Origin of the sequence: Microbacterium sp. Clip185, assembly GCF_028743715.1 — a bacterium.
Taxonomy (GTDB): domain Bacteria; phylum Actinomycetota; class Actinomycetes; order Actinomycetales; family Microbacteriaceae; genus Microbacterium.
This window is the reverse complement of the sequence record NZ_CP117996.1, coordinates 1,350,075-1,374,773: the sequence shown is the minus strand read 5'-3', so window position 1 is coordinate 1,374,773 and position 24,699 is coordinate 1,350,075. Positions and strand designations below refer to the sequence as shown.

At 68.1% G+C, this 24,699-nt stretch carries 23 protein-coding genes and 2 tRNA genes; 8 read left to right on the top strand and 17 right to left on the bottom strand.

Annotated elements, in window-relative coordinates:
* Positions 1-3 precede the first annotated feature (3 nt).
* From PQV94_RS06585 to PQV94_RS06565, 5 genes are all read left to right on the top strand, one after another.
* Positions 4-372, top strand: coding sequence for a VOC family protein (locus tag PQV94_RS06585; RefSeq protein WP_274287973.1), 369 nt, complete (start codon positions 4-6; stop codon positions 370-372).
* A 171-nt stretch (positions 373-543) separates the two neighbouring features.
* Complete coding sequence (locus PQV94_RS06580) at positions 544-999, top strand: hypothetical protein (RefSeq protein ID WP_274287972.1); 456 nt, start codon at positions 544-546, stop codon at positions 997-999.
* Between the two features lie 121 nt (positions 1,000-1,120).
* A complete protein-coding gene (gene valS, locus PQV94_RS06575) occupies positions 1,121-3,706 on the top strand; it encodes a valine--tRNA ligase (RefSeq protein ID WP_274287971.1) in 2,586 nt (861 codons plus the stop codon).
* Between the two features lies 1 nt (position 3,707).
* Positions 3,708-3,959, top strand: coding sequence for a hypothetical protein (locus tag PQV94_RS06570; protein WP_274287970.1), 252 nt, complete (start codon positions 3,708-3,710; stop codon positions 3,957-3,959).
* A gap of 44 nt (positions 3,960-4,003) precedes the next feature.
* Positions 4,004-6,040 carry a M3 family metallopeptidase gene (locus tag PQV94_RS06565; RefSeq protein WP_274287969.1) on the top strand — a complete coding sequence of 679 codons (2,037 nt, stop codon included), beginning with the start codon at positions 4,004-4,006 and terminating at the stop codon, positions 6,038-6,040.
* Positions 6,041-6,044: 4 nt separating this feature from the next.
* Here the strand turns inward: PQV94_RS06565 and PQV94_RS06560 are convergent, their stop codons facing one another.
* The 10 genes from PQV94_RS06560 to PQV94_RS06515 all read right to left on the bottom strand — a co-directional run bounded on the left by PQV94_RS06560 (position 6,045) and on the right by PQV94_RS06515 (position 13,682).
* Positions 6,045-6,533, bottom strand: a complete 489-nt coding sequence (locus PQV94_RS06560; RefSeq protein WP_274287968.1) for a hypothetical protein — start codon at positions 6,531-6,533, stop codon at positions 6,045-6,047.
* 129 nt (positions 6,534-6,662) lie between these two features.
* Entirely contained in the window at positions 6,663-6,953 is a 291-nt protein-coding gene (locus tag PQV94_RS06555) for a WXG100 family type VII secretion target (protein ID WP_274287967.1), read from the bottom strand.
* Positions 6,950-7,387 (bottom strand): hypothetical protein, encoded by a 438-nt coding sequence (locus PQV94_RS06550; protein ID WP_274287966.1) that lies wholly within the window; start codon positions 7,385-7,387, stop codon positions 6,950-6,952. Before PQV94_RS06550 ends, PQV94_RS06555 begins: the two co-directional genes overlap by 4 nt.
* A gap of 68 nt (positions 7,388-7,455) precedes the next feature.
* Positions 7,456-8,655: a hypothetical protein gene (locus PQV94_RS06545; protein WP_274287965.1), complete on the bottom strand. Its 1,200-nt coding sequence runs from the start codon at positions 8,653-8,655 to the stop codon at positions 7,456-7,458.
* A gap of 99 nt (positions 8,656-8,754) precedes the next feature.
* A complete protein-coding gene (gene clpX, locus PQV94_RS06540) occupies positions 8,755-10,023 on the bottom strand; it encodes an ATP-dependent Clp protease ATP-binding subunit ClpX (RefSeq protein ID WP_274287964.1) in 1,269 nt (422 codons plus the stop codon).
* 146 nt (positions 10,024-10,169) lie between these two features.
* The gene (locus tag PQV94_RS06535) at positions 10,170-10,847 is read right to left on the bottom strand and encodes an ATP-dependent Clp protease proteolytic subunit (RefSeq protein WP_137416780.1); all 678 of its coding nucleotides are present in this window, start codon (positions 10,845-10,847) and stop codon (positions 10,170-10,172) included.
* Positions 10,848-10,875: 28 nt separating this feature from the next.
* On the bottom strand, positions 10,876-11,460 hold the full coding sequence (locus PQV94_RS06530) for an ATP-dependent Clp protease proteolytic subunit (RefSeq protein WP_137416779.1): 585 nt from the start codon (positions 11,458-11,460) through the stop codon (positions 10,876-10,878).
* A gap of 33 nt (positions 11,461-11,493) precedes the next feature.
* Complete coding sequence (locus tag PQV94_RS06525) at positions 11,494-12,027, bottom strand: tetratricopeptide repeat protein (RefSeq protein WP_274287963.1); 534 nt, start codon at positions 12,025-12,027, stop codon at positions 11,494-11,496.
* A gap of 65 nt (positions 12,028-12,092) precedes the next feature.
* Entirely contained in the window at positions 12,093-13,541 is a 1,449-nt protein-coding gene (tig, locus tag PQV94_RS06520) for a trigger factor (RefSeq protein ID WP_274287962.1), read from the bottom strand.
* Between the two features lie 67 nt (positions 13,542-13,608).
* Positions 13,609-13,682 (bottom strand) — tRNA-Pro (locus PQV94_RS06515).
* Between the two features lie 123 nt (positions 13,683-13,805).
* Between PQV94_RS06515 and PQV94_RS06510 the strand changes: the two genes are divergently transcribed.
* Positions 13,806-13,876: transfer RNA gene (locus PQV94_RS06510), tRNA-Gly, on the top strand.
* Positions 13,877-14,579: 703 nt separating this feature from the next.
* Positions 14,580-15,965, top strand: a complete 1,386-nt coding sequence (locus PQV94_RS06505) for an HNH endonuclease signature motif containing protein (RefSeq protein WP_274287961.1) — start codon at positions 14,580-14,582, stop codon at positions 15,963-15,965.
* A gap of 10 nt (positions 15,966-15,975) precedes the next feature.
* On the opposite strand, the gene PQV94_RS06500 is transcribed toward PQV94_RS06505, so the two are convergent.
* The 4 genes from PQV94_RS06500 to PQV94_RS06485 all read right to left on the bottom strand — a co-directional run bounded on the left by PQV94_RS06500 (position 15,976) and on the right by PQV94_RS06485 (position 21,533).
* Positions 15,976-16,329, bottom strand: coding sequence for a hypothetical protein (locus PQV94_RS06500; RefSeq protein ID WP_274287960.1), 354 nt, complete (start codon positions 16,327-16,329; stop codon positions 15,976-15,978).
* Between the two features lie 50 nt (positions 16,330-16,379).
* Complete coding sequence (locus PQV94_RS06495) at positions 16,380-18,695, bottom strand: DUF2510 domain-containing protein (RefSeq protein WP_274287959.1); 2,316 nt, start codon at positions 18,693-18,695, stop codon at positions 16,380-16,382.
* A gap of 153 nt (positions 18,696-18,848) precedes the next feature.
* Positions 18,849-19,379 carry a gamma carbonic anhydrase family protein gene (locus tag PQV94_RS06490; RefSeq protein WP_274287958.1) on the bottom strand — a complete coding sequence of 177 codons (531 nt, stop codon included), beginning with the start codon at positions 19,377-19,379 and terminating at the stop codon, positions 18,849-18,851.
* A gap of 9 nt (positions 19,380-19,388) precedes the next feature.
* The gene (locus PQV94_RS06485) at positions 19,389-21,533 is read right to left on the bottom strand and encodes an acyltransferase family protein (RefSeq protein ID WP_274287957.1); all 2,145 of its coding nucleotides are present in this window, start codon (positions 21,531-21,533) and stop codon (positions 19,389-19,391) included.
* Positions 21,534-21,681: 148 nt separating this feature from the next.
* Between PQV94_RS06485 and PQV94_RS06480 the strand changes: the two genes are divergently transcribed.
* On the top strand, positions 21,682-22,167 hold the full coding sequence (locus tag PQV94_RS06480; RefSeq protein ID WP_274287956.1) for a Dps family protein: 486 nt from the start codon (positions 21,682-21,684) through the stop codon (positions 22,165-22,167).
* 61 nt (positions 22,168-22,228) lie between these two features.
* Here the strand turns inward: PQV94_RS06480 and PQV94_RS06475 are convergent, their stop codons facing one another.
* From PQV94_RS06475 to PQV94_RS06465, 3 genes are all read right to left on the bottom strand, one after another.
* A complete protein-coding gene (locus PQV94_RS06475) occupies positions 22,229-22,810 on the bottom strand; it encodes a flavin reductase family protein (protein WP_274287955.1) in 582 nt (193 codons plus the stop codon).
* Between the two features lie 61 nt (positions 22,811-22,871).
* Positions 22,872-23,990, bottom strand: a complete 1,119-nt coding sequence (locus PQV94_RS06470; protein ID WP_274287954.1) for an NAD(P)-binding domain-containing protein — start codon at positions 23,988-23,990, stop codon at positions 22,872-22,874.
* A 39-nt stretch (positions 23,991-24,029) separates the two neighbouring features.
* A complete protein-coding gene (locus PQV94_RS06465; RefSeq protein ID WP_274287953.1) occupies positions 24,030-24,674 on the bottom strand; it encodes an SDR family oxidoreductase in 645 nt (214 codons plus the stop codon).
* Positions 24,675-24,699: the final 25 nt, after the last annotated feature.

Sequence of the window (24,699 nt, the reverse complement as noted above, 5' to 3'; positions counted from 1 at the left end):
CCCATGCCCGTCACCGGTCCCGACTTCATCTCCCTCCAGGTACGCGATCTCGATGCGTCGCAGGCCTTCTACGAAACCCACCTCGGACTCGTGCGCTCGCCCGCCGGTCCCCCGCATGCTGTGGTGTTCACGACGACGCCCATCGCGTTCGCGCTGCGGGATCTTCTTCCCGACACCGATCTATCCGGCGCAGACCGGCCCGGCATCGGGACGGCGATCTGGCTCCACGCGACCGGGGTGCAGGAGATCCACGACGCACTGGTCGCTGCCGGACACACGATCGTCTCGGCGCCCGTAGAGGGCCCATTCGGCCTCACCTTCAGCTTCGCCGACCCGGACGGGTACCACGTCACCCTGCACGACCGCGCCTGACACGCACCGGCGGCGGGAGCGTCTCTCCTTCATCGGCACAGCACAGCACACGTTCATCGGATGCGTGTACCGCGGTCTCGAATTCGATAGACGTTCGTCTAACGACGGTCACGCGGCTTTCGTAGTCTCGGCGAGCGGGGGACCTCATCCGAAGCAAGGAAAGGAAAGATCATGCGCATCTCCCGTCTCCTCTCCCGCGGGCTGCTCGCCACCGCAGCCGCGCTCTCTCTCGCCGTCGGCGGCGCCGCCGCGGCAGCGCACGCTGACGAGTACTTCACGCTCAAGGGCGACTTCTCCTGGCGCGCGACCGAGGTCAAGCGCCTTGCGAACTGCGCCGCCAGCGCCTGGTACAACGACAGCAAGGAGGGCGCGGGGCTCACCGACTGCAACAACGCCGGCTCCGACTCGTACTGGGACGGCGTGCACCTTAGCGCCGCGGAGTACATGGAGATCGACGCCGAGCGTGTGCCGTACCAGGGCGGAGCCTGCCCGCCCAAGCACGGGTTCGCCTACATCAAGTGCTTCTACGTGGGCGGAGGCGGCAAGGGCAACCCGGTGATGACCGTGTCGGCCGTCAGCTACGGCAACGGCGGCATGACGGCTGAGGTCAGCTGGTACTACCTCTGAACCGCCGTGGGCCGACGTGCCGCATCCCTCCTCGGATGCGGCACGTCGGTGTCCCGGTAGACTTGCCGCACCCCACATTCAGGCACGCTCACACGGTGCCGCACATATCGAGGAGACACCCATGGCCATTCCCGACAAGCCCGCACTCGAGGGCCTCGAAGCCAAGTGGGACCAGACCTGGTCCGACCAGGGCACGTACCTCTTCGATAGGGAGGCCGCAAAGACCTCCGGCCGTGGCGGGGTCTTCTCCGTCGACACACCGCCGCCGACCGCATCCGGCTCGCTGCACATCGGTCACGTCTTCAGCTACACGCACACCGACGTGAAGGTGCGTTTCGAGCGCATGCGAGGCAAGACCGTCTTCTACCCCATGGGATGGGACGACAACGGGCTGCCGACCGAGCGGCGCGTGCAGAACTACTACGGCGTGCGCTGCGACACGTCGCTCGCCTACGACCCCGACTTCACCCCGCCCTTCCGCGGCGACGCGAAGAGCCTCAAGCCGGCCGACCAGGTGCCGATCAGCCGCCGCAACTTCATCGACCTGTGCGAGGAGCTGACACTCGAGGACGAGAAGGCGTTCGAGGCCGTCTTCCGCCAGCTCGGTCTGTCGGTCGACTGGACCCAGACCTACCGCACGATCTCGAACGACACGATCCGCACGAGCCAGCTGGCGTTCCTGCGCAACCTGGAGCGCGGGGAGGCGTACCAGGCGCTCGCGCCGACACTCTGGGACATCGACTTCCGCTCCGCCATCGCTCAGGCGGAGCTGGAGGACCGCGAACAGCAGGCGTCCTACCACCGCCTCGCCTTCCACAAGACCGACGGCTCGGGCGACATCCACATCGAGACCACGCGACCCGAACTGCTCGCGGCGTGTGTAGCCCTCGTGGCGAACCCCGATGACGAGCGTTACCAGCCGTACTTCGGCCAGAGCGTGCGCACACCCGTCTTCGGCGTCGAGGTTCCGGTGCTCGCGCATCCGCTCGCGCAGCAGGACAAGGGCTCGGGCATCGCGATGGTCTGCACCTTCGGAGACGTCACCGACATCATCTGGTGGCGCGAGCTCGATCTCCCCAACCGCACCATCCTCGGCAAGGACGGCCGCATCCTCCCCGACGCGCCTGCCGCCCTCGTCACGGATGCGGCGAAGGCTGCGTACGCCGAGCTGGCAGGTCTCACGGTCTTCAGCGCGAAGAAGAAGATGGTCGAGCTCCTGGAAGCCTCCGGCGAGCTGCTGGAGGTCTCGAAGCCCTTCAACCACCCGGTGAAGTTCTACGAGAAGGGCGATCGCGCCCTCGAGATCGTCTCGACGCGTCAGTGGTACCTCCGCAACGGCGCCCGCGACGAGGCCTTCCGCGAGAAGCTGCTCACCCTCGGAGCCGGGATGAAGTGGCACCCCGACTTCATGCGCGTGCGCTACGAGAACTGGACCAACGGACTCACCGGCGACTGGCTCATCAGTCGCCAGCGCTTCTTCGGCGTTCCGATCCCCGTCTGGTACCCCCTCGATGAGAATGGCGAGCGGGTCGAAGGCGGCGTCATCACTGCCGACATCGCATCCCTTCCCGTCGACCCGACCACCGACACGGCGCCCGGCTACGACGAGTCGCAGCGCGGAGTCCCGGGCGGCTTCGAGGGCGAGAAGGACATCTTCGACACGTGGGCGACATCGTCTCTCACGCCTCAGCTGGCCGGTGGCTGGCAGCGCGATGAGGAGCTGTGGAACCTCGTCGCACCTTTCGACCTGCGCCCGCAGGGCCAGGACATCATCCGCACCTGGCTCTTCTCCACGATGGTGCGCTCCGCCCTTGAGGACGACCGTGCGCCGTGGACGGATGCGGCCATCAGCGGCTTCATCGTCGACCCCGACCGCAAGAAGATGTCGAAGTCCAAGGGCAACGTGGTCACACCTGCCGATATCCTCGACCAGCACGGTACCGATGCGGTGCGTTACTGGGCGGCTTCGAGCCGGCTGGGCGCGGACGCCGCGTTCGACCCGCAGAACCCCACCCAGGTGAAGATCGGCCGACGACTGGCGATCAAGGTCCTCAATGCGGCGAAGTTCGTGCTGTCGTTCCCTGTACCCGAAGGCGCCCAGGTCACCCACGCGCTGGATGCCGCGATGCTCGCCACGCTCGACCGCGTCGTACGCGACGCGACGGCGGCCTTCGAGGCGTACGACCACGCGCGGGCGCTGGAGATCACCGAGTCGTTCTTCTGGACTTTCTGCGACGACTACCTCGAGCTCGTCAAAGAGCGCGCCTACGATCAGGGCGACGTGGGGCAGGCGTCGGCAGCACTCGCGCTGCGCACCGCTCTGTCGACGCTCCTGCGCCTGCTCGCCCCGGTGCTCGCCTTCGCAACGGAAGAGGCCTGGTCGTGGTTCGAGGACGGCTCGGTGCACACCGCGCCCTGGCCCGAGCCGCTCAACGCGAACGACGGCGCCCCGGGGACCGGCGACCCTGACGTCCTCACTGCGGCGAGCTCCGCCCTGATCGCCATCCGGCGCGCCAAGACCGAGGCGAAGGCTTCGCAGAAGACCCCGATTGCGCGCCTGACCCTCGGAGCGCCGTCGGCGATCGCCTCCTCCCTAGCGAGTGCCGAGGGTGATCTCAAGGCCGTAGGCCGCATCGCAGAGCTCGCTATCGTCGAGGCCGAGGCCGTTCAGGTCGTCGACATCGAGTTCGCCCCGCAGGAGGTCTGACATGCAGCTCGGCACACGTTGGAGCGCCAGGACGGAGCCGCCCGCTTCGGTGCCCGCCTCGCTTCGGGAGCAGATCGCTGCCGTCGAGTCGGCCATCACCGAGTCGCAGTGGTCGTCGCAGCCCACCCCGCGTTGGACGCTGACGTGGCTGGAGGGACGCCCCGTCGCCGAGCTCGACACGGGCGTCATCGTCTCGGTCAACGCCGACGGCACCGCGGTCGTCCGCCACGACGTCGACGACGAGTTCGCCTGATACCGCCTATCGGCGCTCATCGAGAGCGCCGATAGTCTGAGCGGATGGCGTCCGTGAACCCGCTGCTCTCCCCGTCCGCCCTTCCCTACGCGCTTCCCGACTACGCCGCGATCGACCCCGAGCACTACTTGCCCGCGTTCGACGAGGCGTTTCGTCAGCACCGCGCGGAGGTCGAGCGGATCGTGTCCGAGACGGCGCCGCCCACGTTCGAGAACACGCTCGTCGCCCTCGAGCGCGCGGGTGAGATGCTCGACCGCGTGAGTCGGACGTTCTTCACCGTTTCGTCGGCGGACGCCACTGCCCCCATCCAGGCCATCGAAGAGGAGCTCGCCCCCCTCCTGTCCGCTCACGGCGACGCCATACGGCTCGACGAGCGGCTCTACGCGCGGGTGAGTGCGCTGCACGATCTGCGCGACACGCTGGATCTGGATGCGGAGTCGCTTCGCCTCCTCACCCGGACCCACCGCGAGCTCACCCTTGCCGGCGCCGGTCTCTCCCCTGCCGACAAGCGGCGGCTCGTCGAGATCAACACCCGACTGTCGACACTGACCACGACGTTCGAGAAGCACCTTCTCGCCGACACGAATGAGCTCGCGGTGCATGTGAGCGACGAGCGGGAGCTGGAGGGGCTCGCCGCAGGCGAACGCTCCGCCGCAGCACGTGCCGCCGAGCAGCGCGGATTGGACGGCTGGTTGATCACGCTGCCGCTGTTCACGGGGCACCCGTGGCTGGCGTCGCTTGCCGACCGTCCCCTGCGCGAGCGCATCATGAACGCCTCGCGCGCCAGGGGCGGACGGGGCGGCGACAACGACAACGGGGCAGCCGTCCGCGAGATCGTGCGTCTGCGGGCGGAGCGCGCGGCGCTGCTCGGATTCCCCACGCACGCGGCCGCCGTCACCGCCGATCAGACCGCCGGCTCCCCCGAAGCCGTCGCCGAGTTGCTGCGGCGGCTCGCGGTGCCCGCATCCCGCAATGCCGCCGCGGAGAAGGCGGAACGCGCTCAGGTGTCCGGGATCGCGGACCTCGCAGCGCACGACTGGGCGTTTGCGACCGAGCAGGTACGTGCGACGCAGCTGGACATCGACACAGCCGGACTGCGGCCCTGGTTCGAGGCCGAACGCGTGCTGCGCGACGGCGTCTTCGCTGCCGCCACCGCGCTGTACGGGATCACGTTCACCGAGCGGCAGGACCTCGTGGCCTATCACCCCGGAGCCCGCGTCTTCGAGGTGTTCGAACAGGACGGTGCTGGTCTCGGGCTCTACATCCTCGATCTCTACACGCGGGACACGAAGCGCGGCGGCGCGTGGATGAACTCCATCGTGACCGCATCCGAGCTGCGCGGGTCAGCGCCCGTCGTGGTGAACAACCTCAATGTGTCCGACCCCGGCGAGGGGCAGCCGACTCTGCTCACCCTCGATGAGGTGACGACGCTGTTCCACGAGTTCGGCCACGCGCTGCACGGACTGTTCGCACGCACCCGCTACCCGCACTTCGCGGGGACCGCGGTCTTCCGGGACTTCGTCGAGTTCCCCAGCCAGGTCAACGAGATGTGGATGCTGGCCCCGGGCGTCGTCGAGAACTATGCCCGCCACATCGAGACCGACGAACCCCTGCCGGCCGCCGTGATCGAGCGGCTGAGCGCGTCTGGAACATTCGATCAGGGGTTCGCAACCAGCGAGTACCTCGCGGCAGCCTGGCTCGACCTGGCATGGCACTCGTTGAGCGTCGATGAGGCGTCGGCCGAGATCGACGTCGCGGACTTCGAACGCCAGGCACTGAAGGACATCGGCCTCACGGAGCCCGCCGTGCCCCCGCGCTACTCCACGACCTACTTCGCCCACATCTTCTCGGGCGGCTACAGCGCGGGGTACTACTCCTACATCTGGAGCGAGGTCCTCGACGCCGACGCCGTCGAGTGGTTCGGAGAGAACGGCGGCCTCGATCGAGCCGCGGGCGAGCGGTTCCGCCGCCGACTGCTCGGGGTCGGCGGCGCGAAGGACCCGCTCGAGGCCTACCGCGACTTCCGTGGCCGGGATGCGGCGATCGAGCCGCTGTTGCGACGCCGCGGCTTGGACGCCTGAGGCGTCAGCGCCAGCCGAGCAGTTCTCGGACGACCTTCTGGGATGCGGGCGACCCGTCGTTCTCGATCTTCCAGAGCTTCTCCCGCGACACGAACACTCCGTCCGCTCGGAAACGCTGCTCGAGCGCGTCCCAAGAGCGCCGGAGCAGCGGCGCCGCGTCGTTGCTGTCGGCCCCGCCGCGAACGGAGACATGCGAAGCGATGACGAGTTCCGTTCCCTCTCGGGTCGCGCGGGCGCACGCCACGATCAGGGTCGGGGTCGCACCCCGCCAGAACGGAACGAAGAGGTCGAGTCCGGTTCCTTCCGTGAACCATTCCACGGCGCCGCGCCGCCATGACTTCCGGATGTCTCCGAGGTACAGGTCTTGTGCGACCCATCCGGATCGCATGTCTTGCACCTTCTCAACGAACTCGCCGGCACCTCGCTCAAAGCCCTCGCTCTCAAGGCATTGGACGGCGATCGTGAGTACAGCGGCCACGTCGCTGTCGGTCACGATGAATCGTGCCGCACGTCCGGGCAGGCCGTTCCACCGGATCGGACCGATCCGCGCATCACGTCCTCGACCGCGCGAGGTCACCTCCCCGTCACCGAGGGACGGTCGCGCGGGCTCGGTGTCGGACATTCAGATGCCCCACAGACGACCGACGGCATTGTCGGCGTCGATGTAGGCCTCCGCCGCAGTGCGTGCTGCCTCCGCAGCGCGATGACCCACCTCCGCGAGGACGCTCATGTCGCGGATCCATCCGGCCTGTGCGGTGGCGTAGGCATCCGCAGCATCTCCGGTCCATTGCCCGAGGAGCTGGCTCCGGGCATTGTCGAGCGCTTGGACCTGCTGCGCGATGCCACTCGCGCCCTCGTCGACGACGGAGCCGGTGGATTCTACGTGCTCGGGCCTGACAGAGATATCAGTCATCGCTCCTCCTCCTCCTGTCGGCGCTGTGCGGTCAGGAGAGCATCACGGATCCGTTCCGCCGCGGCGGTGAATCGCGCCTGCGACTCGCGGAGAGTCTCGTCGAAGAGTTCCGCCGGCGTTGGAGGCACGTCCTTGTCCGGATCTTGTCGGTCTTCTTCCCACTGCTCCCGAAACTCGCGCAGCCGACGGCTGGAGAGCTCCCTGAGTTGCTGCGCGGCGGGTGACTCATCCTCTCCGGAGAAGACTGCCTCGAGGCTCGTCTGCCCGAGGTCGATGCGCGCCTGCACGGCGCGCCACTCCGGCCCCAGCTCCCCGGCCCGAGCGCGCTCGGCACGCGCGGCGTCGACCTCCGCCATCCGAGCGTCCTCCCCCTCTTCGAGGAGCGCCTCCTCCTCGAAGGCTTCGCGCAGTCGCAGGATCATCTGCTCGGTCATGTCCCGAAAGTCGCCGCGAAGCGGCACGTCATCGAAGGGCATCGAACGGCCGGGAAAGTCGGGGGCGCTCACGAGACCCTCGCCGCCGCTCCGCGCGCAAGTCCCTCGTAGAGATCTGCCATTCTCATGCCGTTATCCACGATTGCGCCCAGCCCCGAGGTCATCCCCGACACCAGGTCGTAGATCATGTTGATCCATTTGTACGCTTTGCGAGCGTCCTGAATGAGCTCATAGACCATCAGCCCTGCCTCTCCGGCAGCGATGATCCAACCCGCGACGGGGAAACTCGCCTCGGCCGCCATACGCAGCAGCTTCTTCGAGAGACGGTCGAGGAGTTTGAGAATCCACCCGACAACCTCCTTGCACAGCAGAATCAGTGCCTTGATCGATGTGGAGATCGTTCCCGCGGGCCCAGCGATGACCGTGTGGGCCTGCGACACCACTGCTGCTGCGGCGGCGAACGCTTCCGATCCCTTCCCTGTCCACGTCGCCATCGGGGGCAAAAGCGCCATCGCATTGCGGCCAATGCCGCTCATCGCGTCTCCCGCGTGCGTCCATGCGAACTGCGCCTCGCGCATCCGCTCCCAGTCGCCTGAGAACGGCTTCGTGACTTCCTCAAGCAGCGAGTACCCGACGAGTTGCTCGAAGAGCCAGTCCACGCCGCCGAAGATCGGCCCCGCCTTCCAGCGGATGCTCTCGATCTCGGGATCCTCGCCACGCGGGACGGGAAGGTAGGAGCGCACGTCCACCGCCTCCGTCACGGTACGAGATGACGACAGTCCGTCTCCAATGCGGCTCGTGGTGTCGCCGACGGTCTCGTCGACCCATTCCGCAGCCGAATAACCGTCCCAGAACGCCTGGTTGAACACGTTGCCGTCCGGCTCGCCGTATCGCGACGACGCAGCCGATTGCGGAGCGCCGAGAGCCGGCGCCTGACCCGGCGCGTAGGGCGCCAAGGACATTCCCAGGGCGCTGCTCACCTGGGCCGCAGCCTGATAAGCGGACTGCTCGGCGTTGCGGTACGTCGACACCGTCTCGGCCATCCGGTCTGTGCCGGTTCTGAAGACCTGAGCTGACAGATCCGTGACCTTGACGCCCGCGTCGACGATGCCGTCGCTGATGGGTTTGAAGAGCTGCAGGATCAGTCCGAGCTCTCCGGCGTTCAATCGCGCATAGGTCTCGAGATGCTGACCGATTGCTTCCGCGTGGCCGCGTTGGCGCTCCAGCACTTGGCCCGCCAGCTCCAGCTGGCCGAAGTCGACGTCCATACTCCCCCGTTCGTCGGTGTGCAGCAAAAGCCTACAAACGTCGATAAATCGGGAGCCGAATCTTGCGCTCGCGTGTGGACAATGGCAAGACGTTGACCGTCAGGCGGTCTTGCGCTTCTGACGCAGCACCAACGTGGGCGCAGCGCCGTCCTCGACGGCTGCGCGCGTGACGACCACCTTCGCGACGTCCTCGCTGGACGGAATCTCGAACATGATCGGGCCGAGCACGTCTTCGAGGATCGCGCGGAGCCCACGGGCGCCGGTCTTGCGGGCCACCGCCAGCTCGGCGATCGCCTCGAGGGCGTCGCGCTCGAAGTCGAGCTCCACGTCGTCGAGTTCGAACATGCGCTGATACTGCTTCACGAGCGCGTTCTTCGGCTCCGTCAGGATCTCCATGAGCGCCTCGCGGTCGAGCGGTGAGACCGCCGCGACGACGGGAAGCCGGCCGATGAACTCGGGGATCAGACCGAACTTGTGCAGGTCTTCCGGCAGCACCTCGCTGAAGAGGTCGGGCCCGTCGTCCTTGCGCTGCAGCGGCGCGCCGAAGCCGACGCCGTGCTTGCCGACACGGGCCGAGATGATCTCTTCGAGCCCCGCGAAGGCACCGGCCACGATGAACAGCACGTTCGTCGTGTCGATCTGGATGAACTCCTGATGCGGGTGCTTGCGACCGCCCTGCGGCGGGACCGAGGCGACCGTTCCCTCGAGGATCTTCAGCAGCGCCTGCTGCACACCCTCGCCCGACACGTCGCGCGTGATCGAGGGGTTCTCGGCCTTGCGGGCGATCTTGTCGACCTCGTCGATGTAGATGATGCCCGTCTCGGCACGCTTGGTGTCGAAGTCGGCCGCCTGCAGCAGCTTGAGAAGGATGTTCTCGACGTCTTCGCCGACATAGCCCGCTTCGGTGAGTGCCGTGGCATCGGCGACGGCGAAGGGCACGTTGAGGCGCTTGGCGAGCGTCTGGGCGAGGTAGGTCTTGCCGCATCCGGTCGGGCCGAGCATCAGGATGTTGCTCTTGGCGATCTCGACCTCGTCGGCGCGCTGGTCGGCCGAGATGATCGTGCCCTGCGCACGCACGCGCTTGTAGTGGTTGTAGACCGCGACGGACAGGGCACGCTTGGCCTGCTCTTGCCCCACGACGTAGTCCTCAAGGAAGGAGAAGATCTCCCGCGGCTTCGGCAGATCGAACTCGGCGACCTCCCCGGAGGTCTGCTCGGCCATGCGCTCTTCGATGATCTCGTTGCACAGCTCGACGCACTCGTCGCAGATGTACACACCAGGGCCAGCGATGAGCTGCTGCACCTGCTTCTGGCTCTTGCCGCAGAAGGAGCACTTGAACAGGTCGGCGCTCTCACCGATTCGTGCCATGATGCCTCTCTTCCCCCCGGATAGCTGCGCGGTACATCGAGCCTAACCGGAGTCGGGGACAACGGTCGTATTGCGGATGAGGATGTGTGCAGACAGCACGACGCCCCGGTCCTCGTTCGGACCGGGGCGTCGACTGTCGCACGATGTCAGCTCGTGAGAGCGGCGGGCGTGCGCTTGCGCGTGGTCAGCACCTGGTCGACGAGGCCGTACTCGACGGCGGTCTCGGCGGAGAGGATCTTGTCGCGGTCGATGTCGCGGTTGACCTCCTCCTTGGTGCGGTGCGAGTGCTTCGCGAGGGTCTCCTCGAGCCAGGTGCGCATCCGGAGGATCTCCGCCGCCTGGATCTCGATGTCCGAGGCCTGGCCGTGGCCTGCCTCGCCCATCGCGGGCTGGTGGATGAGGATGCGGGCGTTCGGCAGCGCCAGTCGCTTGCCGGGCGCGCCGGCGGCGAGCAGCACGGCCGCGGCCGAGGCGGCCTGACCGAGCACGACCGTCTGGATCTGCGGCGACACGTACTGCATCGTGTCGTAGATCGCCGTCATGGCCGTGAACGAGCCGCCGGGCGAGTTGATGTACATGATGATGTCGCGGTCCGGGTCCTGAGACTCGAGCACGAGCAGCTGTGCCATCACGTCATCCGCTGAGGCGTCGTCGACCTGGACACCCAGGAAGATGACGCGGTCCTCGAACAGCTTGTTGTACGGGTCCTGGCGCTTGTAGCCGTAGGCCGTGCGCTCCTCGAACTGCGGCAGCACGTAGCGGCTCGACGGCATCTGCAGTCCCTGCGGCGTGTGTGCCGCGGCGCCGAAAGTGGGGATGTTCATTCGGGTTCTCTCTTCTCGCCGTCGCTCGTCAGTTCGCCGTACCGCCGCCGCCGACGACGTCGGTCGCGGACTCGCGGATGTGGTCGACGAAACCGTACTCGAGCGCTTCGTCGGCCGTGAACCAACGGTCACGGTCGCCGTCCTCGTTGATCTGCTCGACGGACTTGCCCGTCTGCGCCGCCGTGATCTCCGCCAGGCGGTTCTTCATCGACACGATGAGCTGAGCCTGGGTCTGGATGTCGCTGGCGGTTCCGCCGAAACCGCCGTGCGGCTGGTGGAGCAGCACGCGCGCGTTCGGCGTGATGTAGCGCTTGCCCTTCGTGCCCGCGGTCAGCAGGAGCTGACCCATCGATGCCGCCATGCCGATGCCGACGGTGACGATGTCGTTGGGCACGAACTGCATGGTGTCGTAGATGGCCATACCGGCCGTGATCGACCCACCGGGCGAGTTGATGTAGAGGTAGATGTCCTTCTGCGAGTCCTCGGCGGCGAGCAGCAGGATCTTCGCGCAGATCTCGTTGGCGTTCTCATCCCGCACCTCGGATCCGAGCCAGATGATGCGGTCCTTCAGCAGCCTGTCGAAGACGCTTGTCGCGACAAGGGGGTCGGCCATGTTCACTCCTGTTCGGTGATCGTGAGAACGAATCTACCGGCGCGGTTCAGAGGCCTCGCCCGTGTTCGCCGTCGGCATACGTCCCGACGCATGAACGAGTTCGGCGGCGTATCCGCGCACCGATCGCTGGTAGCGCGGAAGGTGCGGAGCCAGCGCTTCGAGCACGATAGCGAGACCCTCGCGTTCCCGGTTCGACGACGCCAGCGCGAGTGCGTAGAAGGCCGCCGCCGCATCCTTCATCCCGCCGGGTTCGACCGTGCGGTACTCGTTCTCCAGCAGGCCGAGGCTCTCGTCGACCTTGCCGAGGTTGCGGATGGTGCTCGCGAGCTGGATCACGGCCCGCGTGTGCCGATCGGGGTCGAGTCCCGCTTCCAGCGCCGCCCGATAGAGCGGCTCGGCCTCCGTCTCACGACCCGCGGAGTCGTAGGCGCCCGCGCGCTCGAACAGGGCGACGGCGTCTCCCGCCTCCCGCTCGGCCGCCAGGCGCTCGATCTCTTCTATGCGCGCCTGGTCGCTGAGCGACTCGTCGTCCCATACGGCGTCGACGCGTGTCTGCCAGTCGGTCATGGTTCTTCTCCTCCGGGACGACGAAGGGCGGATGCTTCCGCATCCGCCCTTCGTACTGGCGCGTCTTACTCGGCGTCGGCCTTCTTGGCCGGTGCCTTCTTCGCGGCGGGCTTCTTGGCCGCAGCCTTCTTCGCGGGCTTGGCTTCTTCGGCAGCAGCCTCGTCCTCGGCGTCCGCAGCGGCGTCGGCGATCTCCTCGGCCTCCTCGACGACGTCGGCTTCGGCGGCCGGCTCGTCCTCGACCGCGATGAAGCCGGTGAGGTCGACGGGCTTGCCGTCGGTGTCGACGACGCTCACGCGACCGAGCGCGATCGCGAGGGCCTTGTTGCGGGCCACCTCACCGATCAGGGCCGGCAGCTGGTTGCCCTGCTGCAGCGCGTTCACGAAGTCCTGCGGCGCCATTCCGTACTGCGCGGCCGACTGGATGAGGTACTGGGTGAGCTCGTCCTGCGACACCTGGACGTCGGCCTCTTCGGCGATCTTGTCGAGCAGCACCTGCGTGCGGAACTGCTTCTCACTCGCCTCGGTGACCTCGGCGCGGTGCACGTCGTCCTCGAGACGACCCTCGCCCTCGAGGTGGGCGTGGACCTCGTCCTCGACCAGCTTCGGCGGCACGGGGATGTCGACCTTCTCGAGCAGCACCTCGACGAGCTTGTCGCGCGCAGCGGCACCCTGGGTGAAGGTCGACTGCTGGGCGACGCGCTCGGAGAGGCTCGCGCGCAGCTCGTCGATCGTGTCGAACTCGCTCGCCATCTGGGCGAAGTCGTCGTCGGCGTCGGGCAGCTCGCGCTCCTTGACGGCCTTGACACTGACGGAGACCTCGGCCTCCTCGCCGGCGTGCTCGCCGCCGACCAGCTTCGAGCGGAAGGTGGTGTCCTCACCGGCGGTGAGGGACTCGATGGCCTCGTCGATGCCCTCGAGCAGCTCGCCCGAGCCGACCTCGTAGGAGACGCCCTCGGCGCGATCGATCTCGTTGCCCTCGATCGTGGCGACCAGGTCGAGCTCGACGAAATCGCCCTTCGCGGCGGGACGCTCAACGGTCACGAGCGTGCCGAAGCGCGCGCGGAGGTTGTCGAGCTCGGCGTCGATGGCCGCTTCATCCGTGGCCACGGCGTCAACCGTGATCTCGAGGCCCTCGTAGGCGGGCAGCTCGAAGTCGGGGCGCACGTCGACCTCGACGGTGACCTTCAGGTCGCCGGAGAAGTCGCTGACCTCGGGGAGGGCGACGATGTCCGCCTCGGGGCGGCCCACGACGCGCAGACCCTGCTCGGCGACGGCCGCGCGGTAGAACCCGTCGAGGCCCTCGTTGACGGCGTGCTCGAGCACGGCGCCGCGTCCGATGCGCTGGTCGATGATCGGAGCCGGGACCTTGCCCTTGCGGAAGCCGGGGATCTGGACGTCCTGAGCGATGTGCTCGTATGCGTGAGCGATCGAGGGCTTGAGCTCCTCGGGCGAGACCGAGATCTCGAGCTTCACCCGGGTGGGGGTGAGCTTCTCGACGGTGCTAGTGACCATGCCTGTTGTTCTCCTCTGTTCCGCGCCAACGCACGGTGGCTGAAGGTCTGGGGTCTTGGGGGCCGTGTCGGGGCGACAGGATTTGAACCTGCGGCCTCCCGCTCCCAAAGCGGGCGCTCTACCAAGCTGAGCTACGCCCCGGGCGGGCGGGCACGCGAACGTGCACCGGATTCGGCCCCGAGAAGTCTAGCCGACGCTGCCCGCGCGTCGAATCGACGTTGAGAACTCAGCTATGCTTGCTGAGGTTGCGGCCGATGCCGCTCCGGGGATGTAGCTCAATGGTAGAGCCTCAGTCTTCCAAACTGATTACGCGGGTTCGATTCCCGTCATCCCCTCCGAACGAACGAGGCGACCCGGTTTATCCGGGTCGCCTCGTTCGTTTTCTGGGCACTGCCGGGAATCGAAAGCAGGCGAAGCCTGCGTAGTTCGATTGGGCCCACGCCGCAGAGGCTCCGCGCGCGGCGCAGCCGCGTGTGGAGAGGCGGTGGGGACGATCGGGCCCACGCCGCCAGAGGCTCCGCGCGCGGCGCAGCCGCGTATGGAGAGGCGGTGGGGACGGTCATCGCGTTTCGACTCGCCTCCGGCTCGCTCAACGACCGATAGCCCACCACCGTTTGTTGAGCGACGAGCGCAGCGAGGAGACGAAACGAGGTCACCCGTTTGTTCGCGCTCCGGCTACATCCGGTGCCCGGCGCGACCGGCGTCGATCTGGCTCTGGATGTCGGCGCGGGCACGGGACAACTCAGGATTCGCCTGACTCCCGCCTCGAATACGACCACGACGCAAGACCATCGAAGTGGCGATCAGGGCGACCGCCAGCACGGCCAGTCCGGATCCGGACATTGCCGCAATCAGTCCCGCACTCATGTTCCCGACACTCGCAGACCCGATCCGAATGCACCACCCGGCACCGGCGATGTCCGAGGTCCGTGTCACACTGAAATCAGGTCGGAAACACCTGGTTCCGACCTGAATCAACCGCCGAGTGCCCCGGCTGAGCAGGTCGCGCGAGAGCGCGCCTCGACGAGATGTGGGCACATGGGAGACGACGGAATGATCGGCTTCAGCGACGCGGATGCGGCGGCGCTGGCCGAGGCCGTCGATACGGTGCGCAAGGCCGACGCCGACATCGCTGCGGCGCAGGCTCGCCGTATGCAGGCGCTGGCAGACGCCGAGCACCTGGCACGGCGTCTGGCCTCCCGCTCGCGCGCGAACGTGCGCGTGCACGACATGGCCCAGCGGGCCGTCGCGTCCGAGATCGGCGCGGCGACCCGCCTCGCCGACAGGACCCTGCAGCGGCAGATGAGCGCGGCGGCCGAGCTCGTCGACGACTATCCGCTGACGCACGCGGCCCTCGCCGCGGGCCGCATCCAACTGAGCCACGCACGCGTGATCGTCGACGCCGGAGCGAACCTCCCCCGCGATCGGCGGAGGGCGTTCGAGCAGGGCGCTCTCACCGTCTGCGAGACCGAGACCGTGGGTCGCGCGCGCTCGCGGGTAGAGATCCTCGCCGAGCGGCACCATCCGACGACCCTCACCGAGCGCCACGCCGCCGCCCGGGAGGGCCGGCGCGTCTTCACGACGCCGCTCCCCCACGGCATGAGCGAGATCGTCTCCATCCAACCGGCGGTCATTGCCGACGCGATCTACGACCGTCTCACCCGTCAGGCCGGTGCACTGATCGTTCTTCGCCGGCAGGCTACGGAGCGGGCGAACGCGGCTCGCCGTGCCGGAGGCGAACCGGATGCCGGCGACCTCCTGCTCGCGAGCGACACGCGCACGACAGATCAGATCCGCGCCGACCTCCTCGCAGACATGCTGCTCACGGCGCAGCCAGGCTCCGACCCGACACGCAATGATGACGGACCTGGCACCCTCGGCGCGATTCGCGCGCACGTGCAGGTCGTGGTCCCCGTCGACGCGCTCACCGGGAGCGACGCCGAGGTGAGCGAGGTGGTCGGGAGCGGCCCGCTCGACGCCGGAACCGCCCGCGCACTCGCCGGCGGCTCGTGCACCGGTTGGGACCGCATTCTCACCGAGTCGGCGTCCGGGCAGGTCCTCGCCGTCGACAGGCGGAGCGTGCCACCCGCGCTACGGCGCACCGTCCACGCTCGCGATCGGCACTGCCGATTCCCCGGATGCCGCGTTCCCGCCATCCGATGCGAGATCGACCACGTGCGCGACTGGGCATGCGGAGGACCGACGCACCTCGACAACCTGCAGTGTCTGTGCCAGCGACATCACTCGATGAAGCAGTTCACGGCATGGCGCGTCCGACAGTTACCCGGCGGCGTCATCGAGTGGACCTCTCCGCTGGGCGCCACTTACATCGACGACCCGCCGCCACCCGTGCAGTTCATGGAGACACTCGACGACCCGACGGAGAACCCGGACGGCGACGCGGCGGAGCCGCCACCTTTCTAGCGCGCCGCCGTCAGACCCGCAGGCGATCGCAGTCGTCGAGCCGATAGCGTCGGGCGTCTTCGAGGAGCAGATCGTCTCCGTCGATCCGCGGGACCGACGACCGACGACCACGCGCCGAAGCGTCTATGCACGCGCGCCACCCCTCGATGTCACCGCGATACGAAAGGCCCGCGAACACCTGGCCGTCGGGCATTCGAAGAAGCACCCGCTCGTCGATGCAGCCACCGGATGCGGGCGACGGAGCCTCTGCCGCATCGTCGAGGAACGCGGCAAGCCACTCCTGTGACGCAGGCTCTTCGCCGTCCACCTGTACGTAGCGATGCTCGCGCCAATCGACGGGAACAAAGCCGGGCAGATCCCTCACGGGAAGCTCGCTCGAGCCGACCCCGGAACTCCGCTCCGATCCGTCCTGGGTCACTGCGGCGTGGTCGCGTACGAGCTGATGAACGAATCCACCATCCAGCTCGCCTCCTCGGAGCGTGCCGCGTTGCCTTGGAAGCCCGAGTCGGGGATGAGGAGGAAACGGTTGGCGTCCGGCGAGTCGTTCCACGTGGAGTCGACGGCCAGCCACGCCCCATCGATGTTCACCTTGTTCCAGGCGTGCCGACCGGCGGAGTACACGGTGCCGGTGACGACGACGGAGTCCACATCCGCCGCCTGCATGAGCAGGTGATACGCGTCAGCGTAGCTCGCGCACACACCCGTCTGCTTGAGCAGCACACCCGCCGCCGTCCACGCATCCTCATACCCGTCGGGGATGACCTCGACCCCCGTCGCGTTCTTCGCCTCGAGCGCCGCATAGTCGTACTCGGCGTGAGCCGTCAGCCAGTCGTTGAGCGCTACTGCTTTGTCCCGCGCGGACATCTCCGGCGTCGTGACCGCGGCGACGGCCGCGTCCACCGCCGTCTTGATCTCGGCCTGCTGCGCCTCGATTGCGGAGTGGTCCTCGTCGTAGGTGACGTACAACGTCTTGTTGTCGTAGACGGCCGCCCCCTTCACGCCGAGCGCGTAGGGGTTCTGAGCGAGAGCCTCATCCAGCGCGTCGTCACCCTGCGGGGCCCCGGGCGCGGAGGTCAACGCGGAGATGTCGACCGCCTTCGACCCCGCGATCAGGTGCGCCGCGATGAACCGCGTCAGTTCCGTGCTGCCGAACACCGGATATGCCACGTCGGGGTACGTGTTCACCGTCTCGATGTTGGGATCGACCGGCGCCGAGACCAGCTGGAAGCCCGCCGCTCCCGTCGGGGGCGCAGCCGCCAGCGCCGCAGCGTTGAAGGCATCCGCCTCCGCCTGCAGGTCCGTCACCGCCGCCTGCGGCACATACGTCCACGTGCCCAGCTGCGTCCCCCGCGCGAACATCGGCACCATGTACCACTCGCGGTAGGGGCGGGCCTTAGACGCGTCCACGTACGTGATAGCGGCGCGCGTGGCGCCGTCCAGCGACGTGAACGGGATGGTCTTCGGAAGAGCTGCGACGCTCGGGACCGACGTACCGATCTCGCCCCGCAGCGTGGCGGTCGCGATCTGGTAGGGCAGCGCGCCGACGCCCTGACCGATCGTGTCGAAGCTCTGGTACGGCGAGAAGCGCTTGCCGTCCGTGGCGATGACGCCGAAGTCCCAGCCAGACGTGCCGTAGTTCGGTCCGGGCAGGTATCCGGCGCCGTCTTCGTCAGCGCTCGATCCCTCGTACGCCTTCAGTGCGTCATTCTGACGCTCTGGCCATGGCTCGTTCTGGAGGCCGCTCTCCGTCACAACCGACTCGCTGGTCCACGTCGTGTCGGATGTCGACCCGAGCAGCGTGTAGCTACGTGGTCCGGTCACCTGAGCCTTGGAGGCGACGACCAGGTACTCGGTCGCGCCGTCAACGGCCTGCCAATTGAGGGCGAGACTGCCGTCGCCCGTCGGTGTGCCGAGGCTTGCGACGGGGGTCGCCAATTCGCGCTTGACCGTGAACATCGTCACGATCGGCTTCGCGAGCGGGTTGCCCTCCCTGTCGGCGCGCTGAACGAGGTAGTACTCGTCGTGCAGAGACCACTCCGAGATCGCCGAGTCGGAGATGTCCCGCTGGCCATCCCCTGAGCGCGCGTAGGTCGAATCATTGGGCACGACGCGGATGCGGCGATCGTCCGACGGGTACGACTTCGAGCTGGCCGGCTGCACCACCGTGGCGCCGGCCTCGTGCGTCAACGCGGCGTCGTAATAGACCTGGAAGGCCCAGTCCGGAGCGGCCCGCCCCTCGTCGTACCCCGATTGTTCGGTCTTCGGGCTGTTCGCCGCGTTGACGTCCTCCAGCAGGTAGTCGACGTCGAAGACGAACTCGTGATCACGGTCGAGATCGAGCATGGGGTCGGTGTAGTCGTACTGCTCGGACACATCGGTGTGCAGCGCGGCGGGCACGCCCTCGATCGGACGGAGGAAGGTGAACATCCCGACGACGAGCGTGACGACCGCGATGAGTGCAACACCGCCGGTCACACTGAGCCCGATGACGACACCCCTGCGGCGTTTCCGCGGCGAACGCGTGCCGGACTCCGACGCGGATGCGGGAGCGGCGTGCGCTGGAGCAGATGCGGGAGCGGATACGGCAGCGACCTGCGTGGGATCGGCGCCCGCGGCCTGCATCGGCATGTCGGTGCTGACGTTCGACGTCCACGCGGTGCCATCCCAATAGCGCCGCCCGCCACCGCCTGCGGGATCGGGGTACCAACCGGCCGGTGTCGCTTGTGCCATGACGCCCTGATTCTCGAGATGCTGCGGGGGACCTCGCACACGCTAACCGAGCAGAGAAAACTCCGCCGTAACCCTTGCGCGTACCAGGGGGTTCCACGCTAAGGGAGTCACCGCACGCCGCCGCGCCCCCACGCGTCAGCTGTGGACAGGTCGTCAGCCCGCCGCGGCATGACGCTCGCTGTGAGCCAGGTAGGCCGCGGCGTTGCGCACCAGCCCCGCGCGCTCCTCATCCGTCAGCGCGCGCCGCACCTTGCCGGGCACGCCGGCGACCAGGGAGCCGTCGGGGATCTCCGCCCCCTCCAGCACTACCGCTCCCCCGGCGATGAGGCAGCCGGCGCCGATCCGCGCCCCGTTGAGCACGACGGCGCCCATGCCGATCAGACTTCCGTCGCCGATCGTGCAGCCGTGCACCACGGCGTTGTGCCCGATCGAGACATCCTCGCCGATGGTCACGGGATGCCCACCGTCCACGTGCACGCTCACCGAGTCCTGCACGTTGCTGCGCGCACCCACCGTGATCGTGTCGCCGTCGGCACGCAGCACGGCGTTGTACCAAACGCTCGCGTTCTCCCCCAGCCGCACCCCGCCGATCAGGCGCGCCCCGGCGGCCACGAAAGCGGATGGCGGCACCTCCGGCGCGGTGTCGGCGAGGGCGATCACGGATGCGGCTTCCGAGACGGTCATGCCCCGACACTAACCGGCGGAACGCTCCAACGCGGCGCGGATCGCTTCGGTGTACTGCGGCATGAGGGTGTCGACGAAAGTCACCGTGAGGTGGTCCTGGTCACGGTAGACGTCCGCCCCGCCCACGACGGGGAAACAGGTCGTGTCGTCGCAGTACACATCGGTGAAGTCGAGAAGCGTGACCCCCGACGCCCCCTCCGCAGCCTCGCGCAGCGGATCCTTCGCGACGAGCACGTCGGACCGCGCCCCGTCGCAGGCGGCCGCGTCGCGGGTGCGCAGGCACTTGTTGGGGTCGGTCTCCCACACCGGGTTGTCGACGACGGTGATCACGGGCACGCCCGCATCCGTCATCTTCGACCACGCCGAGCGGTAGCCCGCCACGGCGGCATCGTAGGAGGAGTCGTGCCCGTCCGACGCGTACGGCGTCGTCGCGAGGGCGGACGTGAACACGACGTCCGGCTTCGCATCCACGAGCGCCTGATCGACCGCGGTGCGCCACTCGGAGCACGCCGCGCCGAAGGCGCCCGGCGTCGACAGAGGGGTGTCGTTCCACGGGCAAGCGCCCTTGAAGAAGGTCACCAGACGCCAGCCGTTCGCCTGAGCCATCCGCTCGAACGTCGACAGCAGCTGGAACGCGTGGCTGTCACCGATGAGAGCGACCGTGGGTGCGTCCGGCGCGTCGGAGCCGAAGGTGCAGCTCACGGGCCGCGCATCGTTTAGCTGCACGAAGCACTGCTCGTCGGCGGGCTTATCGACGCCGGCGAATCCCGGCGCCGGGAGGATCGTGCCGGATGCGGGCGTGCCCTGGCAGTCCGGGTCGAGCACGGACTGGGCACCGAAGCAGGCAGGCGGATCGGTGCGCAACTGCTCCAGCTGCGCCACGCCGTCGCGGTAGGCGGGCGCGTTCAACGCCCAGGCACCGCCGGCGGTGCCGGCGACCAGAACCATCGCCGCGAGTGATGCCCACAGCGTCACTCGCGGACGCCGGGAGGTGAGCACCCGCCAGGACCGGGCCGGATCCTCGACGAACTTCTTGGTGAGCCACGCGAGCACGAAACAGATCGCCAGCAGTGCGACGCGGTGGTAGATGCTCAGCCCCCAGAAGGGCACGGACGGCGCGATGATGATCAGCGGCCAGTGCCAGAGATACAGCGAGTAGGAGATGTCGCCGGTGAAGCGCATCGGCGCGATCGACAGGACGCGGGTCGGGTACCACCATCGGGCGGAGTTCGAGGCCGCGATCACCGCGGCCGCTCCGAGCGCCGGCAGCAACGCCGCATAACCCGGGAAGGGCGTCGAGGAGTCGAAGCGGAAGGCCGTGTAGACGAGGGCTGCGATACCTGCCCAGCCGAGCACGAAGCTCGCCGCCGCATTGCGCACGCGCAGCGCGGGCACGAGCGCGACCATGGCGCCGAGTCCGAACTCCCACATCCGACCGAAGGTGACGAAGTACGCCGGCGCCGGGTCGTTGAGGGTCAAGACGACGCAGAACACGAAGGATGCGGCGCTCACGGCGCCCAGCGCGATCAGGATTGCGCGACGGCGACGTCCCGCGAAGAAGCGGACCGCGATCCATGCCGCAAGGAGCATGATGAGCGGCCAGAGCACATAGAACTGCTCTTCGAGCGACAGCGACCAGTAGTGCTGCACCATCGCCGGCTCGCCGGAGTTGCCGAGATAGTCGGCGGACGTCAGCGCGAGATACCAGTTCTCGACATAGAAGGTCGACGCGATGATCTCGCTGACCTCCCGTTGCAGCCCCGAGATGGGCATGAGGTACGGGGATGCGGCGACGATCGCGCAGAAGAGCAGCACGAGGAGCGACGCCGGCAGCAGGCGGCGCGCGCGCCGCGCCCAGAACTGCGCGAGGCGCACGGTTCCGGTGGCCGTCAGCTCGCGCATCAGATGGCCCGTGATCAGGAAGCCCGAGATCACGAAGAAGACGTCGACGCCGACATAGCCACCGGGGATCCGCCCCGGCCAGAAGTGGTACAGCACGACCAGCAGCACAGCGATCGCACGCAAGCCCTGCACGTGAGGGATGAAGCGCGAGGGTTCCGCGTGCTCGGGCGACGCACCAGTCGGCTGGCGTCGGCGCAAGCGCGCGGGCTCGTCCAGGTTCTGCGGTGTCCGGGCGGGTTCTGAGGCTGACACCCTCCGACGTTAGCCGCAGGTTCCCCGGAATCCCGTCTGCGGCGCGATCTCCGATCGTGTGAGCCCAGCCTCATCTTGCTTGCGGAATTTCTCCGGCTGGCTAGCGTTTGATTCAGCAGATGCGACTGCCCCAACGGAAGGCTTTGTCATGACGAAGAACCAGACCATCCCCGCCAGCGCTGCCGACCCGACCGTCGCCGCCGGAGCCGCGCAGTTCCTCACCCCCGTCACCCTCGGCCTGCAGGCTCTCGCCGTCACCGGCAAGCAGGCGCACTGGAACGTGCGCGGTGCGAACTTCATCGCGATCCACGAGCTCCTGGACTCCGTCGTGGAGCACGCGCAGGGCTGGGCCGACGAGACCGCCGAGCGCATCGTCGCCCTGGGTCTGCCGGTGGATGCGCGCCTGTCCACGATCGCTGCGAAGGTGGCGCCCTCGTCGGTGCCCGCCGGCTTCACGCAGTGGGACGACATGATCCGCCACATCGTCGCCGACATCGACACGATCATCGTCGATGTCCAGACGGCGATCGACGGCCTCGACGAGATCGACCTCACGAGCCAGGACATCGTCATCGGCATCCGCGCCGGTCTCGAGAAGGACCGCTGGTTCCTCTCGGCCCACCTCGCCGAGTAAATCGGACCACACGAGAAGACCCCCGCCCTCCGAGGAGGCGGGGGTCTTGTCGTGAAAGGGGTCAGTCGATCCGCGAGTGGTCGCCGAGTCGGTGCCAGGAGCGGTTGTGGTACACCAGCGCGTCGCCGTGCTCGCCCGGCTGCACGTCCCGATTGATGCCCGACTGCAGAGCGTGGGCGGCGATGACGGTCGAGCCGCCCGCGTTCATCCGCTCGATGATGGCGCACCGCACCCATGCCCGAACACCGTTGTAGACGGGTTCCCCGGTGACCAGGCGGCTCCAGCTCTCGGGATCGGCGAAGCGGTCGATTCCGCTGGTCGATGCGAGCTTGGCAACATCGAGGTCGTCACTGTCGAGCAGGTGGACGACGACGGTGTCGGCGGCGAGGATCGCGGGGGTGGCCGACGACAGGGCGGAGACGGAGAAGATCAACAGCGGCGGCTCCGCGCTCACCGATGACACCGAGGTGGCCGTCAGCGCGACGGGCCCGTCCGGACCCTCTGCCGTGATGACCGCGACGCCGCCGGGGTGACCGCGAAACAGTGCCTTGAACTCATCCGACGACAGCGAGGCGCCGGCGAAACGGTCGCGCTCGGCGCCGTGCTCGCCGAGCGGGTTCGACAGGGGTGCGGGAGTGGTCATACTTCGACGCTACGACTTTCATGTTTCGGGCAGGGCACGTGGCGACACACAGCGCAACGCATCATCCGGCGATCGCGACCTCGGGCGCCTCCAGCACTCCGTCCGCCAGCAGCTGACGCACGGCGGAGCGACCGGCACGGTTGGCCCCGACCGTGGACTGCGAAGGACCGTAGCCGATGAGGAACAGTCGCGGCTCGTCCAGCGCCCGGGAGTCCTCGACCCTGATTCCGCCGGCTGGCGTGCGAAGTCGAAGCGGGGCGAGGTGGTCGAGGGCGGGACGGAAGCCCGTCGCCCAGAGGATGACGTCGGCGGGCTCCAGGGTGCCGTCGGGCATCCGTACGCCGTCGGGTTCGATGGCACGGAACATCGGATGCCGCACCAGCACGCCCCGGCGCTCGGCCTCGCGCGCCCACGGGGTCCAGTGCATCCCGGTGACCGAGATGACGCTGCCGGCGGGAAGGCCCTGACGCACCCGTTGCTCGACACCGGCGATCGCCGCAACGCGCGCGGGGATGTCGAACTCGTCGTCACGCCACTCCGGCTCGCGCCGGGTGACCCAGAACGTGTCGGCCACACGTGAGATCTCCTCGAGCAGTTGCACGCCCGACACCCCGGCTCCGACGATCACCACACGCTTGCCCGTGAACTGCTCGGCAGAGACGTAGTCGTGCACATGCAGCTGCGTGCCGCGGAAGCTCTCACGCCCCGGCACCGCCGGCCAGTGGGGCCTCGTCCACGTGCCCGTGGCGTTGATCACGTACCTCGCCGAGAAGCTTCCCGCATCCGTGTCGACCCGCAGCCGCTCGCCGGAACGCGAGACAACCCGGACGCGCACGGGGCGGCGCACCCGCAGATCGAAGCGTTCCTCGTACGCGGCGAAGTAGGGCGGAAGCACGTCACGGCTGGACGACGCGGGATCCGCCGGCGGTACCGGGAACCCGGGGAGCTCGTGGATGCCGTTCACCGTCGCCATCCGCAGCGACTCCCACCGGTGCTGCCATGCCCCGCCCGGCGCGGATTCGGCGTCGAGCACCACGAAGCTCCGCGAATCGCGGGCCAGTGCATCGAGGGGTCGGAAGCCCCGACGGTGCAGGTGGTAGGCGGCGGAGAGTCCCGCCTGACCGGCTCCGATGACGACGACATCCACGGGCACGCCGACGGCGGGATCGGATGCGGTCATGCCCTCGTCAACGCCCGCGGCGCGCGTTGCATTCCACGCTCAGACGGACAGCGCCTCGGCGATCGGCGTGTCGCCCGCTCCGAAGCGGATCGTGCGTCGAACGGTCACGGGATCGGCGAGGGTCGCGGCGATCACCGCGGCGACATCGGCACGGGAGACCTCTCCCCGCCCCGTCGGCTCGGTGGTGATGTGCCCCGTCGCCTCATCCGAGGTCAGCGTCCCGGGCCCGAGCACGGTCCACTCGAGAGAACTGCGTCGCAGGTGCTCGTCGGCCGCCAGCTTCGCGTCGGCGTAGGGGAAGAACGAGTCGGAGGGGTCGATCCCATGATCGGGCGAGGAGCCGATCCACGACACCATCACGAAGCGCGAGGTGCCGGCCACCTCCGCCGCATCCATGGCGCGGATTGCTGCGTCGCGATCGACTGCGTAGGTGCGCGCTGCGTCACCGCCGCCGGCGCCCGCCGACCAGACGACGGCGTCGTAGCCGGCGAAGGCCTCGGACAGCGTCTTGGTGTCCGCGGCGGCGACATCCAGGACAAGCGGGCTCGCCCCCGACGCGCGCACGTCGTCGGCGTGATCCGGGTTGCGCACCACGGAGGTGACCTCGTCGCCCCGCGCTGCGAGCAGGGGCGCCAGCAGGAGAGCGATCTTGCCGTGTCCACCGATGATGAGGATGCGAGACATGGTGCGTCCTTTCGCGTCGTGAGCG